This window comes from Capnocytophaga haemolytica, assembly GCF_001553545.1.
GTDB lineage: Bacteria > Bacteroidota > Bacteroidia > Flavobacteriales > Flavobacteriaceae > Capnocytophaga > Capnocytophaga haemolytica.
Genome location: NZ_CP014227.1, coordinates 587,501 through 603,107, shown reverse-complemented (window position 1 = coordinate 603,107; position 15,607 = coordinate 587,501). Strand labels below are relative to the sequence as shown.

The window sequence follows — 15,607 nt, the reverse complement described above, 5'->3', positions numbered from 1 at the left end:
TTAAACACTTAAATATCTCTCAAAATAGGCAGAAGTATCCTTCAGATTTTGCCAATAGAGATCATCTTCTTTTTCGAGCAAAATACCATAGCCATAACGCCTAAACGATTGCAAAATAGCACTTATATGATCACTAATCACCTTAAGGGTGATGTGCACATCGCCCTCCTCAGTAGCCTCTGAGATAAACAGTCCGAGCAGCTTGCCGCTATGGCTTTCTACAATCTGGGATATCTCACTAAACGAGTAGCTCTCAGCCGATTTCTGCAAAAGTAAAAATTGTCCCTTTTCCTTCATAAAAGGCGTATCCATTAGCTCTTGGGCAAAGTCTGGCAAATGATAATAACCGATGTAATTATGTTGCTCATCAAGTACAGGCACGATATTCGTATCATAAGGAGCGAAGAGCTCCAGCACCTTGTCCCATTGCAAGCTCTCACGTACGAAATAGCACTCTAAGTCGTCTGTGTAATCCGATAGCAGTGCTTGGGCAGGCGCCTCACTAAGTACCTCCGCCGAAAGCATCCCAACAAACTGCCCTTCCTCACTTATAGGCAAAGAAGAAACCGCATAGCGTGCCAACAGTTCGCGTGCCTCTGCTACCGCAGTTGATGGCTTTACGCCAAGTAAATTATGGTGTATATTCATAATCATCATTTTATATCTTTAATAACAATCGAGCTTTATCTGCTTGTTATTCTGAAAATCACTCAATGGTTTTTGTAGCCTTGCCCTACACAGGGCGTCCAAAGTTTCAGTGACATCTTTCTGCATCGCCACCGACCCACAGATGTACACCACTGCACCACGGGCTAAAGCATCGGCTACCATTGCTGCCTCACGCTCCACTACTGCGTAGATGTGCTGTTGGGCGCCTTCGCGGGAGAAGGCCGTATGCAGCGCTTTGAGCTTCTCTTCCTTAAGTGCCTCATTGATAAAAGGTTGGTACAGTGCAAAGGCAGCGGCTGTTCTACCTCCCCAGAAAAGAGTTATAGGCACCTTGCGCTCATTCTCAGCAAGCATTCCCAAGAAAGGTGCAATACCCGTCCCTGTGGCAATACAGATGAGTTCTGGTGCTTTCTTCGCAAAATGAAAGTCGGTGTTATTGACCAAGCCTGCCTCTACCCTATCGCCTGCATTGAGGGCATTTAACTGATTGGAAACAACTCCCTGCTCGTGGCGTTTTACACTGAGCAAAAGGCTGCCATCACTCATCTTTCCTATGGAATACAAGCGCTCGTGAGGGTTGCTCGCAGGGGTAATACTCAACAGGTCGCCCGACTCAAATTCAAGTGCTTTCTCAGGCTGCAAGCGCACTAAAAAAGTATCGTTGGGGTCTATAGGCGTCTTCTCTATCACCTCAAAAGCGTGCAGCTCGCGTTTCTTATCTTCTCTGAGAGGCTCTAAATGCAATGTCAAGCCCTGTACTGCCGCCCACGCATTCACCCAAGTGGTAAAAGCCTCATAAGATTGGTTGTGTATCGTCTGCAAAGGGGTTGCTTCCCTTCCTTGTCCAGAAGTAGAGAGCATTGCCTGCACATCACGGGCGTATTGGCAGAAGCTGGGATATGCCAGCGAGCCAAAGCCCACCACAGCATAGTCAAACGGCTTGTCTATAGGGTTTGCTTGCCACAGTGCTTCAAAATCCTCCGCACTGGCAGGTGCATTGCCATCACCATAGGTAGACGTGAGCACCACCAGGTGCTGCATCTTAGCATAAGTGCTAAAGCTGTTCATCTCCGCCAAAAACGACTTCTTACCCTGCTGCAATAGCGCCCTGTGGAGCGCGTTAGCAAAGCGCAGTGTCGCTCCTTCCTCGGTTCCTACTAAAATGATATACGGGCAACTGTCTTTTTTAAACGGGTTGCGTACATTTGCCTTTTTGCGTCTTAAGGTGATAGCAAAACCCGAGTACAAAAAGAACAAAATAGCTATACACGTCAGCAGCAGAACACTTGCCCACACTACAGTCCCCTTGCCGATATGCAGTACCTTCACAGTACTCGAAAGCCATTTGAGCACACTCGGCTGCGTGCTGATCACCTCCCCAGTGAATTGATTCACTACCAGCTGACCATCAGTGAGCTCTACCTTGTACACCTCTTCTGGGTCGTCAAAAGCAGGATAGTCTACCTTCACTACCTCCGATAAGGGAATGTCAAACACAGCAAAAGTGCTGATATCTTGCTGAGGCGACTCCTGCAAAGCGCTGAGGTCATAGGGCTCCTTTGCCTTAAACTTAGGGATTACTTTAAGAGTTTCTAAGCCCATATACACCCCCGTAAGGCTAATGATAATAATTGGGATAAGCGCCCATCGCCCAATAACCGTATGGAAGTAAGCAAAGAAGTCTTCTTTGACTACCTTCCGAAAGAAGTTGCGCCAGCCATTTTGCCTTCGTACAATCAAGAAAATTCCCGAGAGGGCTACCCAACTGAGCAATAGCGCCACTACTGCCATAATCACCCTACCCGTTTTGCCAATAAACAGTGAGCGATGCAGGTTTTTGGTGAACTGGAACACCTCCGAACGCTTGTACTGCCCTTTTATTTTCTCTGCTGTCTTAGGGTGGATATAGAACGCTTCACCATCGGCAGTCTCTACCTTCACAAAGTGGTTCTTGTCAATGCTGAGCTTGAGCACCTCGGGGTACTTTGCTTTCACCGCACTAAGGGTCTGCCTCAAGTTCACTTCCGCAAACTGATGACTCTTATAGGGCAAACTCTGGTTATACGCCGACTCAAAGGCGAGTATCCCCCCTGTAACCGCTGCTAATAAAATGAGCAACCCTGCTACCAAAGCAATCGTTAAGTGTATGTTACGCCAAATATGATTCGTCATAATTCATCGGTAATAGTGGAAAACACCCCTTTTACAAAAGACAAAGGTACAATAAAAAACTGACATAACAACAGCCCTGTGCATAAAGTTTGCTAAAATAGCTTTTCCCAGCACTCGCCACTCCCTTGCGAAACCCTTAGTCCGACAGCTGCTGTATCCTGCGGTTCAGCTCCCACGAGAAGACGCCTGTCGCTTGCTGTATATACTCATAGAGTAGCCTCATTTTCTGCTGCTGGACAGCATTGCCTGAGAGGGCGTAGGTTTGATAAAGCATCTCGGCAACCATCTGCAAGTGTTCTATATCGAGTTGCCCTATGAGTGCCTCAGCACTTTGCCGCTGCCAATACTCTAATGAGTCACCTGTGTAGCGCACTCCAAGGGCGTCTATCTCGCGCAGGCGTTCCTCCTTAGGGTGCTCGCGTTGCAAGAGTAAAGCCAACTCGTAGAAAAACTTATCTACTTGCTTTTTGATATAATCTCGCTCGAACATTACAACTTATTCAATATAAACTCGGTCATCTTCCCGAAGAGCTGCAAACGCGTTGCCCCACCGTAGATACCGTGGTTGCGATCGGGATAGATGAGCCAATCGAAGTGCTTGTTCTGCCCTACGAGGCTGTTGATGAGCACCATTGCATTCTGCACGTGTACGTTGTCATCAGCAGTGCCGTGTATGAGCAAATAACTACCACTGAGCTTCGCAGCGTGTGTAATTGGTGAATTGCTGTCATACCCCTCTGGGTTCTCTTGCGGAGTGCGCATAAACCGCTCCGTATACACTGTGTCATAAAAACGCCAGTTAGTTACAGGTGCCACCGCTATGGCAGTCTTAAACACTTTGCCGCTCTGGAAGAGACAGTTGCTCGACATAAATCCGCCGAAGCTCCACCCCCATATCCCTATGCGGCTGCTGTCCACATAAGGACGTTTTGCCATCTGCTGTGCAGCGGCAGTCTGGTCTTCCACTTCGTATTTGCCGAGCTGCTTATAAGTGCACTTCTTAAAGTCTGCCCCCTTAAAGCCCGTACCGCGTCCGTCTACACAAAGCACCAAATAACCTTTCTCAGTGAGCATTGCGTGCCAGTAATCATTACTGCCCCACCACTTATTTGCCACCTCTTGCGAGCCTGGTCCTGAGTATTGATACATCAACAAAGGGTACTTTTTCTTAGGGTCAAAATCCTTCGGTTTAAGCAAATAAGCGTCGCACAGGTTGCCGCTCAGCTGCATTTCAAAGAACTCCTTTGTAGGTAGCGCAAAGTCTTTCAATCTGTTTGTGAGGTTTTCATTATTGATGATGGTGCGTTGCGCCTTCCCATCCCTACTGCTGTTGAGCGTATAGCGCGGCGGGGTCTGTGCATCTGAGAAGCTATGCACGTACAAGCTGTAGTCACCACTGAAAGTTGCCGCATTGGTGCCTGCCTCTGCCGAGAGTGCGCGCTTGTGCTTGCCTTTAAGGTCTACGGCATACACCCCTCGGTTGATACTGCCATTCTCCGTTGATTGGTAGTACACCACACCTTTTGCCTCGTCTACACCATAGCAGTCAGTAACCTCCCACTTGCCCACTGTAAGCTGTTTTTTCAATTTCCCATTGAATGCATAGTGGTACAAGTGGTTATAGCCGTCCTTCTCTGACGAAATCACAAAGCTATTGTCCTTTAAGAAGGTAAAGGTTTCAGGCACTTCCACATAAGTTTTGCTCTGTTCTTGATAAATAACCTGCTGTGTTTTATCGTGTTGCAACCCCACAACCACCACCTTAAAATCATTTTGTAGGCGGTTAAGCGTCTGCACTGCAAGCCGCTTAGGGTCGTGTGTCCAAGCGATGCGCGGCACGTAATATGCCTCAACAGCGATCTTATCCGCTTTATCAGTCTCTAAGCTATACACCCATACGCTCACCTCCGAGTTGGTCTCGCCAGCCTTAGGATATTTAAAAGTCTGCTGGGTAGGGTACAGCCCCTTGCCGTACACATCCATAGAGAATTCAGGCACCTTCGTCTCATCGAAACGCACAAACGCCAATGCCGTCCCGTCAGCATTCCACTCAAAAAGCCTCACAATGCCAAACTCCTCCTCGTACACCCAGTCAGCTGTCCCGTTGATAATGCAGTTCTTCGCCCCATCGTGGGTAATCTGCTGCTCCGTTTTAGCCGCTATATCATAGATATACAAGTTATTCTCATACGAATAAGCTATCTTCTTCCCGTCAGGCGAGAACAACGGACTGCTGATCTTGTGGTTACTCACCTTTTCAATCTTATTAGTCTGCAAGTTCAGCACGTAGTAATCCGCCACTGCCGACCGCCTGTAAATAGCCTTGCTATTCGCCCCGATGAGTAACTGCTCCTCTGCCGCATCAAATTGGTAATCACTCAGGTTGAGGATCCCCGTAAAAAGTGTCTTGAGCTGCTTTCCTGTGGCAAAGTCATAAAGGTTAATCATAGGCACTTGCCCTTCGTACTCCAGCACAGTGTAGGTCGGTGCCTTGTGCTGCACTTGTATGTCCTGCATCCGCTCGGTGTAGAAAGTCCCTCGCCCGTAGATGTCCTCCAGCGTAATCTGCCTGCCTTGCCCCAGTGCCACTCCACTGACCAGCCCCGCTATTACAAACGCTAATTGCCGTATCTTTTTCATATCGTTATCACATTTTTTTCTTTACACATTCCTACCCTTTTCCTCTGGGTATAAGCTATATACAGGGTCGCTCTGCCAATACGCTCGCGTGTCGATGTCATACACCGTAATCCGCCCACGAAAGGCAGCCCCCGTATCTACATTAGTTACCCCATTAAAACTCAAAGGCTTATCGCTGCCCAAGCGCGTAGTAGGTGTATGCCCTATAAATATCTCCTTGTAAAGCCTCAATCGATGCGGGTAATGCACATCATCTTCCGACAATCGCACTGCCTGCGCCAGCTCCCAGAGCGTCCTATCCCAATAGAACATCTTGCTGAAATGCTCAAAAGCAATCCCGCGCAAGTTCGTAAACCCAGCGTGCACAAAAAGGCGATTTTCCTCATCGAGATAATAATTCTCTAAACTGCGTAAAAAACGGATATGCCGCTGCTTGCGCATCTCATCCACACCGCGATAAGCCCGCTCAGTAGCCGCGCCCCCGTGCAGCCGCCACACATCCTCCATCGCCGCCCCACTGAGGAACTCCTCACACAGCGCATCGTGATTACCCCTAAGGTACAAGCAGCGGTGCTCCTCCCGATAGTCAATCAAGAAGTCGAGCACCTCAGGCGTCTGGCTCCACCCATCGGCGTAATCACCTAAGAATATCAAAAAGTCGCCAGGCTGCACCTCCGCCCTATCCAACACCTGTCTGAGTGCCTTCAGCGCCCCGTGCACATCGCCTATTACTAACCTACGCATCCTTTATTTACACTATTAACCCCTAATCTTAAACAATCCCATCACTAACCCCTAAAAACCAACTACTAACCCCTAAAAGCTAATCCCTAATCCCCAAACAGTCCTTCCCGCATCAGCCGCTCTATCTCTCTTACCACCCCTTCGTGGTCATTATCAAACTCTGTGGTGTACTGGGCAGCTGCCTTCACCTCCACTGCCCCATTCTTCATCGCAAAGCTATAAGCAGCTACCCCCATCATTTCCAAGTCGTTAAGCTGATCACCAAACACCGCCGTCTCCTCATAACCGATCCCTAACGCCTTTTGAAGCTGTGCTACCGCCTCCCCTTTGTTAGTCTCCTTCTTCATCACATCCAGCCATACCGCCCCCGAGATAGCCACGTTAAAGTCCTTCGTAAATCGCTCCAAATGTGGGTACAGGTGCGTGCGAATATCCCTATCGGTGCAGATCGCCAGCTTAAAGACCGTATCAGTGATCCCCTCAAAGTTATCTACCCTCTTATGGGCGGGGTAATACTTGAGGTATTCCTGAAAGATCGCCTCGCTATCCGTTTTGATATATGTATAACGCTTGCAACACAAGCCCACACTCACCCCTTCGATCGCCTCGCACACCTCAATGATAGGCACAAAGCGCGCGTAATCCACAGGGTCTTCATACAGCTCCTTGCCCCTGCATATCGCCGACGCCCCATTATCAGGGATGAATGCCAACTGATCCTTTATCGGTGCAAAAAGCTGCTGCAAGCCCTGCACTTGTCTTCCGCTAGCGATGCAAAACTGTACCCCTTTGGTATTCAAACGCTCAAAGAGCCCCCAAAACCCCGCAGGGATCTCCTTCTGACTATTGACCAGCGTCCCGTCAATGTCCAATACAATTAGTTTAATCATACCTCTATTTTTGAGCGGCAAAGATACAACTTTCTAATGAATAATGAACAATGGATAATGGATAATCTTCAGGGATCAGAGATCAGGAGTCAGTAATCAGTCTGCACCGCCCCAATCTGATCTCTGACCCCTGACCTCTGATCACTGACCTCTAACCCCTGATCCCTGAACAGAAAATTTTCCTGTCGAGGTCATCTCGAACACTGCTCGAACACATCTCGAACACATCTCGAACACATCTCCCCAAAAATTCGGACACCCTGAATACTGCAAACCTATCCTTTTAAAGAAAAATACACTAAAAATAATGTTTTAATAGAAAAACGTAAAGATTGTGTTCTACCTCCAAACTGTTAAAGTTTGTTAATTTTACTGAATCCGCTATTTAGTGTCAATTTAAATAGTACGCTTTGCAGCGTAAATGAGTGACCAATGAGACGACTAATCCTTACGCTTATCATAAGCGCTTACTATATAGTCGCTTACGCGCAGCCTGCCACGGTAGAAGGCTCCGTCACCGATGAGGGCGGTATCCCTCTGCAAGGCGTCACTGTGGTCGATAAAAAAACCGAGAAGTGGACGGTGACCGACGCCCAAGGGCACTTCTCTCTCCCCTTCACTAAGGACTATGCCCTACACTTCAAATACTTGGGTATGGAGGATAAGACCCTCACAGGCTTTGCCTCTCCCTTAAAAGTTATCCTCAAGGAGGAAAGCCTCCGCCTGAAAGAGGTAGTCGTTACCGCCGATATCTCTAAAAAGCAGCCTACTAGCTCTGCCATAAAGATCGATAAGTACGCAATGAGTCAGTTCCAAACCTTCTCCCTCTCCGACGTGCTGCAACAGCTGCCAGGGCAGGCAATCACCACGCCCGTCTTCGATAAGCCCAACGTGATGAACAGCGTGCGCTCAGCTATCGAATCCAATAACAACGCCTTCGGACTCAGCTACGTGCTCGACGATATGCAGCTCTCCAACGATGAAAATATGCAGACCTACGGGCGTGCGGGCAATGTAAACCCCTTTTCCAATGCAGGCTCAGGGCTTGACCTCCGCTCTATCCCCACCTCCAACATCGATAAGATAGAGGTAGTTACAGGGATCGCCGATGCTAAGTACGGCAACGCCACTACGGGCTTGGTGCTGATTGAGCGCAAGGCAGGGGTATTCCCCCTACAAGCCGAAGCCAAGCTGCAAGGAGGCGGACAGTCAGTGGCGGTCAATAAGGGCTTTCTCCTCTCCGAGCGTGCGGGCAAACTCAGCCTTTCGCTCGACTATCTCGATGCCAACACCAACCCCACCAACAGCCTGAGCAGCTACCGCCGCCTCACCTCTTCGGGTATATGGACTTACGACAGGGCTAACCGCTTCCGCAACTCGCTTTCGCTCACCTTCCGCAGCAATATCGATGGGGCTAAGTCCGACAAGGAGAACGACCAAAAGAGCGAAAAGACCGACTATGCCTTCACACTGAATAACCGCTCCAATTGGCAGTTTGAGGACGCCCTTATCGACCAGCTCTCCTTCCAAATCGGAGGCACTTATGCCTACCAGCGCGACTTCCGTGAGGTCTTTCGCAATGAGGGTCGCCGTGCGGTGAGTACCGCTACCGAAACGCGCTTAGTAGAGGCCGTCTTTACCCCGCCTTCCTATTACGACCGCCGCGAGACCGAAGGCAAGCCCTTCAATGCCAGCACGCAGCTCTCTGCCGAAAAGAGCCTCCTGCACGGTGCGTGGCGACACCTGCTCAGTGCGGGTACGTCCCTCAATTATAGCGACAACTTCGGGCGTGGAGTGCTGGTCGATTCCCAGAGTGCCTCTGCCCTGACAGGGCTTACCAGCAGCGGGCGTGGTGGCGAGACCGTGCGCCCTATGAACTTCAACCGCTATGTGGAGAGCTCCAAGCTCTGGGCGGTATATGTGCAAGATAATATTACTGTAAACGTTACGGAGCGCAATAAGGCTTATGCTACTATCGGGCTGCGCTATGAGAACCAAAACGGCTTCTCTACGCTCTCCCCTCGCGTGAACCTCGCTTACGACCTCACTGAGCAAATAAAGCTGCGCGGTGGCGTGGGCTTGGCTACCAAGTCGCCTGCCCTGAAGGACATCTACCCTGGGGCAATGGTCTACGACCTCCTCCTCGAGAACCATCAGAATGGCAACCGCCGCTTAGGGCTTATACAGACCATCGTAAAGCAACGCCCCAAGGTAGACCTCAAGCCCTCCAAAGCGTGGAAGTACGAGCTGGGTGCTGACGGCAACTTCTCCTTCGGCAAAGTAGCTGTAACGGGCTTTATCAACCAGTCGTTTGATGGCTTTGACAGTCGCACTATCTACGAGGGCTACCAAGTGCCTATCATCGATGTGAACACCAGCACCCTCGCGTGGAGCGTTATAGGTGAACGCATCCACCCCATCAGCTATCAGCAGACCGTCAATTACAAAGAGACCCTCGACAAGGGTGTGGAGCTCATCGCCAACTTCAAGAAGATAAAGGCACTCAATACCTCTTTCTCGTTGGCAGGCACTTATGTGCACTCGCACCAGAATAACTATATGGCACCACAGAGCAACGCCAGTTACTTAGACCCTAATCGCCTCTATGGGCTGTATGAGACCTCGCCTACCGTGAAGGAAAAGATGTCGCTCAGGCTTACCTCTACCTACCACCTGCCCGAGTTAGGGCTGCTTATCTCCCTCACCGCCGAGCAGTTCATCTTCTCCACCGACTTTGGTTCGCTTGCCAACAACTACCCTTACGCTTATATCAACAACGAAGGGCAGATCATCTACATCCCTGAAGCCGACCGCACCCTACCACAATACCAAACCTTAGTGCTCAGTCGCAGCGACTACGAGGCGCGCCGCACACCTATCTACCACAATTTCCACCTACGAATGACCAAAGAGATGCTCAGCGGGTTATCGTTTTCGCTCTATGTCACCAACGTATTCGACTACCACCCCGAAGTCTATATCAACGGCAGCCGCAGCAAGATGAACGCCGACATTAGCTTCGGAGCTAGCGCGAAGTATTCGTTTTAGGTGTGAGGTCTGGGGCCTGAGGTATAAGGACAGCTGGCTCATACCTCACACCTCCCTCACACCCCACACCTCAAACCTCAAATCTGAAAATTAATTTTTTATATATGATTCAAACAGATAACAAAGTAGGGGGAAGTGCCCTACGCAGATTTTTCAGCAGCATTGCTGCAAGTGTTCTCTTACTAAGCCTCGTAATTGTAGGCTGTAAGAAAGATAGTGATGATAGTCCCACCACTCAACCTGTAACGTACCAGATTACGCTTACTTTTGGTGATTATGACAATAAGCCTGTAAGCGGTGCGTCAGTGAAGTTTATAGGCACTAACCAAACCTATAATGCCACTACAGATGCCAATGGCAAAGCAAGTGTAGCTGTACAACCTGGCACTTACAAAGTCCTTGCCAGCATTACCCTTAAAGGAGAGGCTGCCAAGGCTATCACAGGTAAGGAAGATGAAGTGCACTTTAACGGTACGCTCAACAACGTAACTATTAATGCAACTACCAGCAACACCGTTAGCCTTGCCTTAGTAGAGGTGAATACAGCCAGCACACTGCTTATCAAGCAAGTGTATCTCGGCTCCTCAAAAGCAGATGGTGCGAACGGGCGCGACCAATTTATTGAGATTTACAACCCTACTGACAAGGAAATCTCTTTAGAAGGTTATGCGATTGCAAGGGCTATTACCAATAACACTACTCCTTTTGACTGGACAAAGGTGAGTAGCAAGACGGATGCTAATACGGCCTATTTCTACTCACAAGAGGTGCTATCCTTCCCTGCAGGAGCTAAAATAGGAGCTGGCGAGTCTATCTTTATTGCGCGTGATGCCCAAAATCATAAAGAAGCTCAGAAAGACCCTACTAAGGCAGCTGTAATCCCTGACTTAAGTAAGGCTCAATTTGAGGCTCTTAATCCTCGTAAAGCTGATGGCTCATTAGAGGGTAATGACACAGATAATCCAGCTCCTAATATGGTGCCAATATGGTTTGGAAATAAAGAAAATAAAGGGACACTGAACCTATATGTTGTTGGTGATGGCTTGGCAATCATCAAAGCCTCTCAAACAGATATTGACGGTTGGGAGAAAGTGGCTCAACCCACCACAACAGGGAGCAGTACGGGCACTAAAAAGTTTGTGCAGATACCTTTAACCACAATTATTGATGGTGTCAATGTAGATAGATTCACCGCTGGCAAGAACTCTAATTTTGGACTTCCTGCCTCTGTAGATGCCGGTTATATCAAGCCTTCAGGGAACTACAATGGCAAATCATACATCCGTAAATCGTCAGGGGCTTCTTATAAAGATACCAATAACTCAAATCAAGACTTTGAGGAAATAGCTCACCCTGACACAACTGCTCTTCCTAAATAACAGAAGTTAAAATAGCTAACTAATAGGAGGTTATAGGACACGCTCCTTAACCTCCTTTTTTATAAACTACCTCCTTATGTTACGAAATATCTTCATCGCCTTTGCCTTTACCACTGCGCTCTATGCACAACAGGAGAAGGATTCTGTGTCTGACTTTAGTTGCATCAATGTTATAAGCATAAAGCCCCAACCGCTCTCGCACTTCTTTCAGCAGCAGTACGCCAGTTACCTCCATAGCCCTATCTTCTTAAAGGAGGCTCTCATAGGCAACTTCACCACCTCGTCGCTCTTCTACAACCACGAGCGTGGCGACTTTCACTTGGCACAAAGCCCTGAGAAAGCGCATAACTTTGGGCTTAACACCCGCGGACTCTACAAACACAAGCAATACACCTTCTTTGGTGACCTTGAGGTGCGCCGCACTTATGAAGATGGCAAGCGGTGGAACATCTCCTACAACAATGTCGATGAAAACGGCTTGCTCGACGACCCTCACTACTTTGCCGTAAGCCGCCTAGCCGCTTGGAACAACCAGCATTACACCCTTGACGGTGGGGTCATCTTCCCACTACTCACCGACCTATGGCACTTGCAGCTCTCCACACGCTACAACCTCCAGGAGAGTTACCGCACTGAGAACGACCCACGTGCTAAGATAATGCGTTCAGAACTGCTATTTAACGCACAAACCACCTTTAGGTTAGCTCCATCTCATAGACTGAGTCTCGGCGGTGAGGTAGGCTATGCCAATCTGCAAAACAGAATCAGCATCACCAACAAGCAAACCGACTCCCCCCAAGACTACGACCGCTACCTCAAATGGCAACTCGGCTACGGCACGCTCTACAACCGTCCGTTTGATAGCACCAAACGCCGCAACCTACAATACGGGGTAAACCTCGCTTATCACTACAAAGGCAACTTCTTTGCGCAGCTCTCCTACAACCTCTACGATACCGACACCTACAACAACAATACCCTCAACAGCGATGAGCAAGACGATGTGTTGGCTAACTACGCCCGCAGCAATTACGCCTTGCACTTGCACTACAATAGCGTCTTACGCGCAGGGGCACAGCTACTACTCACTGCCGATATAGGGCAAACCGATGGATATAACCGCCTCACTGCCCTCGCTGGTAAGAACTATACGATGCAGCAGCACTACGCTACCCTCTCCGTAGCCCTTTTGCAGCAAGATAAACAGCATATCAGTAGCGATGCGGGTGTTGCACTCACCTACCGCCAAACGGAGCAAAAAGACGCCTTAGCGAGCACCGAGAGTGATGTCGCTTACCTTATGATCAAACCGTATTACAGTTGGGAACTTCCTTTTGAGAAAATCAGTGTTGTGCCTACCTTTGCTGCGGGCGTACGTATCCCTGTGAGAAGTGTGCTCACCAATGCCAATGTCGATTACCTCAAGCCGCTATTGCCCGACGACTATGCCGCCCAGACTACACATCTCTTCTACGATGAAGTCGTCTACCCCGATAGTGCTTACTTTGCCGCCCATCAGTACTACCTACAATTCGGCACCGACTTGCGCTTCCCCGTAGGCAAAGGGCGCACCCTCGTCGTAGGAGCCAGCAGCCACTACACCACCGACCTCCACAAGAAACACCGCTACACCCTCAACGCCCACTTAACGATGCAGTATTAAATGTCGCTATCTACAAGATAAATATTGTTGGAAAGAAAGAGAGTATTCTTCTTTCCAACACAATCACTTTATTGACAATCTATTGTTAGGTGACAAGATGAGGAAAATAAGGTTATACTAAAGTCTTATACACCCTCCTCAACAGGTATAAAGCCACTAAAAACGTCAGCAATTCTGCAAAGGGTATGGCTATCCAGACCCCTGCAATACCAAAGATGTAAGAGAGTATTTTCACCCCAAGTACGATAAAGACAAAACCTCTGAGGGCAGCCACAATAATAGAGTCGTGGGCGTGCTCCAAGGAAGTGAAAAAGCTGGTAGTAAGGATGTTAAATCCACTAAGTAAAAAGATAAAAGCATACACTGATAAGCCTTCAGCAGCAATTGCGAGCACCTCTGATGAGTTGGTGTCTTTGAAGAAGAGTTCCATAATACGCACGCCATAAAGCTGCAAGAGGCAAAAGATACATAGCCCAATGAGCAAGATCACTCGTAAGGTAGTGCTAAAGATACGCTTTACGCGCTGAAAATTCTTTGCTCCATAGTTATAGCTCAGCACAGGTACCAAGCCGTTGGATATACCTAAGAAGAGCAATATGCCTATAAAATTGAGGTAATTAATCACCGTAAAGGCTGCAACACCTTCTGCCCCTAATAGATGTACTATGGTGAGGTTTATCACAAAAATACTTACCGCAGAAGCTAACTCTGATACACCTTCTGAGGAACCATTGTACACTGCTTTAGCTAATAGCTCCCAAGAGAATCGCCCCTTAAAAAGATGTAGTTTTTGCTTAGGATTTAGGATAAGTGCCAAGGCGATGAGTAAGGCTGCTGTAAAAGAAATACCAGTCGCCACACTCGAACCCATCGTACCCCAGCCCAGCACGCTCACCATATACCAACTCAACACAATATTGAGAAGCACTGCAAAAGACATTATACACATTGAAAACTTAGGATGTCCTAAGGCCTTTAGCACTTCATCGGAATAGAAAGTAAGCGTAAGAGGTATGATAAAGGTGAGGCCTCTGATATAGCCCAAAGCGTGGGGAAATAGCCGCTCATTAGCCCCAAAGAAACGCACCAAGTCCTCACTAAAAAAGAGCAGTACGATAGTCATAAAGAGGCTTATCACCAACAGTGAGATATAACCTGTTGCCATTGCATCAGTTGCTCGCTGGTGGTTATTAGCCCCGAGACCTACACTCATCAGGGTGAGCGAACCCATACCTACACTAATGGCAATAACCATCAGTAGGCTGTATAGCGGCAAGATGATATTCACCCCTCCCAAAGCATCTGCCCCCTACGTAATTCCCTACAATGATGCCATCTACAAGGTTCTGCAGACCAAAGAACAAGACAGTAACTACGCTAGGTAAAGCATATTTTAAAAAGAGTTTATCAATAGGTGAATGCTCTAAGAGGTAGGTATCATCGAGATTGCTTTTCATAAGTTATTATTTTTAAACCAAAAAAACCTCATCAATCTCTCGATTAATGAGGCTTCTTAAAGAAGGCGGCGACATACTCTCCCATTTGCATAGTACCATCTGCGCGTAAAGGTTTAACTGCTCTGTTCGGTATGGTAAGAGGTGAGACCTTTAGCTATAACCACCTTAAGTCTTTAGCTCTGAGGTTTGAGGTATGGGGTATGAGTATACCACAACCTAACAACCCCTCTTTCGCTATCATATTTTAACACATTAGGATAAAAAACAAAGTAAGAGCTCGCGCAGCAAGTCTACGGGTGATTAGTATTACTCGGCTAACGTGTTACCACCTATACACCTGTAACCTATCAACGTGGTCATCTCCCACGACCCTTATAAAGAAATCTCATCTTGTGGCTGGTTTCGTACTTATATGCTTTCAGCACTTATCCATTCCGAACTTAGCTACTCTGCGGTGCCTTGGGCAAGACAACAGATGCACCAGAGGTTCGTCCAACTCGGTCCTCTCGTACTAGAGTCAGATCCACGCAAATTTCTAACGCCCACAGTAGATAGAGACCGAACTGTCTCACGACGTTCTGAACCCAGCTCGCGTGCCACTTTAATGGGCGAACAGCCCAACCCTTGGGACCTTCTCCAGCCCCAGGATGTGACGAGCCGACATCGAGGTGCCAAACCCCCCCGTCGATGTGAGCTCTTGGGGGAGATCAGCCTGTTATCCCCGGCGTACCTTTTATCCTTTGAGCGATGGCCCTTCCACTCGGAACCACCGGATCACTATGCTCTACTTTCGTACCTGATCGACACGTCCGTCTCTCAGTCAAGCTCCCTTATACCATTGCACTCTACGCACGGTTACCAAGCGTGCTGAGGGAACCTTTAGAAGCCTCCGTTACACTTTTGGAGGCGACCACCCCAGTCAAACTACCCTCCACGAATTGTCCC

The 15,607-nt window shown here is 48.4% G+C and carries 11 protein-coding genes and 2 rRNA genes (1 of these 13 only partly in view); 3 read left to right on the top strand and 10 right to left on the bottom strand.

The window, feature by feature from the left end; all coding sequences use genetic code 11:
- The 6 genes from AXF12_RS02685 to AXF12_RS02660 all read right to left on the bottom strand — a co-directional run bounded on the left by AXF12_RS02685 (position 1) and on the right by AXF12_RS02660 (position 7,115).
- Entirely contained in the window at positions 1-648 is a 648-nt protein-coding gene (locus AXF12_RS02685) for a CBS domain-containing protein (protein WP_074860876.1), read from the bottom strand.
- 18 nt (positions 649-666) lie between these two features.
- The gene (locus AXF12_RS02680) at positions 667-2,841 is read right to left on the bottom strand and encodes a PepSY domain-containing protein (RefSeq protein WP_066428096.1); all 2,175 of its coding nucleotides are present in this window, start codon (positions 2,839-2,841) and stop codon (positions 667-669) included.
- Positions 2,842-2,977: 136 nt separating this feature from the next.
- On the bottom strand, positions 2,978-3,331 hold the full coding sequence (locus AXF12_RS02675; RefSeq protein WP_066428094.1) for a hypothetical protein: 354 nt from the start codon (positions 3,329-3,331) through the stop codon (positions 2,978-2,980).
- The gene (locus tag AXF12_RS02670) at positions 3,331-5,481 is read right to left on the bottom strand and encodes a S9 family peptidase (RefSeq protein WP_066428092.1); all 2,151 of its coding nucleotides are present in this window, start codon (positions 5,479-5,481) and stop codon (positions 3,331-3,333) included. The genes AXF12_RS02675 and AXF12_RS02670 overlap by 1 nt, the downstream gene beginning before the upstream one ends.
- Positions 5,482-5,502: 21 nt before the next feature.
- On the bottom strand, positions 5,503-6,225 hold the full coding sequence (locus tag AXF12_RS02665) for a metallophosphoesterase (protein WP_066428090.1): 723 nt from the start codon (positions 6,223-6,225) through the stop codon (positions 5,503-5,505).
- A gap of 86 nt (positions 6,226-6,311) precedes the next feature.
- A complete protein-coding gene (locus tag AXF12_RS02660) occupies positions 6,312-7,115 on the bottom strand; it encodes an HAD family hydrolase (protein WP_066428089.1) in 804 nt (267 codons plus the stop codon).
- A 432-nt stretch (positions 7,116-7,547) separates the two neighbouring features.
- Between AXF12_RS02660 and AXF12_RS02655 the strand changes: the two genes are divergently transcribed.
- The 3 genes from AXF12_RS02655 to AXF12_RS02645 all read left to right on the top strand — a co-directional run bounded on the left by AXF12_RS02655 (position 7,548) and on the right by AXF12_RS02645 (position 13,205).
- The gene (locus AXF12_RS02655) at positions 7,548-10,163 is read left to right on the top strand and encodes a TonB-dependent receptor plug domain-containing protein (protein WP_066428086.1); all 2,616 of its coding nucleotides are present in this window, start codon (positions 7,548-7,550) and stop codon (positions 10,161-10,163) included.
- A 104-nt stretch (positions 10,164-10,267) separates the two neighbouring features.
- Positions 10,268-11,542 (top strand): DUF4876 domain-containing protein, encoded by a 1,275-nt coding sequence (locus tag AXF12_RS02650; protein WP_066428085.1) that lies wholly within the window; start codon positions 10,268-10,270, stop codon positions 11,540-11,542.
- Between the two features lie 76 nt (positions 11,543-11,618).
- A complete protein-coding gene (locus tag AXF12_RS02645) occupies positions 11,619-13,205 on the top strand; it encodes a DUF6850 family outer membrane beta-barrel protein (protein ID WP_066428083.1) in 1,587 nt (528 codons plus the stop codon).
- Positions 13,206-13,317: 112 nt separating this feature from the next.
- On the opposite strand, the gene AXF12_RS02640 is transcribed toward AXF12_RS02645, so the two are convergent.
- The 4 genes from AXF12_RS02640 to AXF12_RS02630 form a co-directional block, all read right to left on the bottom strand.
- Complete coding sequence (locus AXF12_RS02640) at positions 13,318-14,460, bottom strand: MATE family efflux transporter (protein ID WP_231909946.1); 1,143 nt, start codon at positions 14,458-14,460, stop codon at positions 13,318-13,320.
- Complete coding sequence (locus AXF12_RS12490; RefSeq protein WP_231909947.1) at positions 14,444-14,662, bottom strand: hypothetical protein; 219 nt, start codon at positions 14,660-14,662, stop codon at positions 14,444-14,446. The genes AXF12_RS02640 and AXF12_RS12490 overlap by 17 nt, the downstream gene beginning before the upstream one ends.
- A 60-nt stretch (positions 14,663-14,722) precedes the next feature.
- Positions 14,723-14,830, bottom strand: a 5S ribosomal RNA gene (gene rrf, locus AXF12_RS02635).
- Positions 14,831-14,942: 112 nt separating this feature from the next.
- Positions 14,943-15,607, bottom strand: a 23S ribosomal RNA gene (locus AXF12_RS02630) (it continues 2,179 nt past the right edge of the window).

Excerpts from the sequence above, each read along its gene's own strand:
- AXF12_RS02685 (WP_074860876.1), bottom strand. The coding sequence starts at position 648 with ATGAATATACACCATAATTTACTTGGCGTAAAGCCATCAACTGCGGTA.
- AXF12_RS02680 (WP_066428096.1), bottom strand. The coding sequence starts at position 2,841 with ATGACGAATCATATTTGGCGTAACATACACTTAACGATTGCTTTGGTA.
- AXF12_RS02675 (WP_066428094.1), bottom strand. The coding sequence starts at position 3,331 with ATGTTCGAGCGAGATTATATCAAAAAGCAAGTAGATAAGTTTTTCTAC.
- AXF12_RS02670 (WP_066428092.1), bottom strand. The coding sequence starts at position 5,481 with ATGAAAAAGATACGGCAATTAGCGTTTGTAATAGCGGGGCTGGTCAGT.
- AXF12_RS02665 (WP_066428090.1), bottom strand. The coding sequence starts at position 6,225 with ATGCGTAGGTTAGTAATAGGCGATGTGCACGGGGCGCTGAAGGCACTC.
- AXF12_RS02660 (WP_066428089.1), bottom strand. The coding sequence starts at position 7,115 with ATGATTAAACTAATTGTATTGGACATTGACGGGACGCTGGTCAATAGT.
- AXF12_RS02655 (WP_066428086.1), top strand. The coding sequence starts at position 7,548 with ATGAGACGACTAATCCTTACGCTTATCATAAGCGCTTACTATATAGTC.
- AXF12_RS02650 (WP_066428085.1), top strand. The coding sequence starts at position 10,268 with ATGATTCAAACAGATAACAAAGTAGGGGGAAGTGCCCTACGCAGATTT.
- AXF12_RS02645 (WP_066428083.1), top strand. The coding sequence starts at position 11,619 with ATGTTACGAAATATCTTCATCGCCTTTGCCTTTACCACTGCGCTCTAT.
- AXF12_RS02640 (WP_231909946.1), bottom strand. The coding sequence starts at position 14,460 with ATGGTTATTGCCATTAGTGTAGGTATGGGTTCGCTCACCCTGATGAGT.
- AXF12_RS12490 (WP_231909947.1), bottom strand. The coding sequence starts at position 14,662 with ATGAAAAGCAATCTCGATGATACCTACCTCTTAGAGCATTCACCTATT.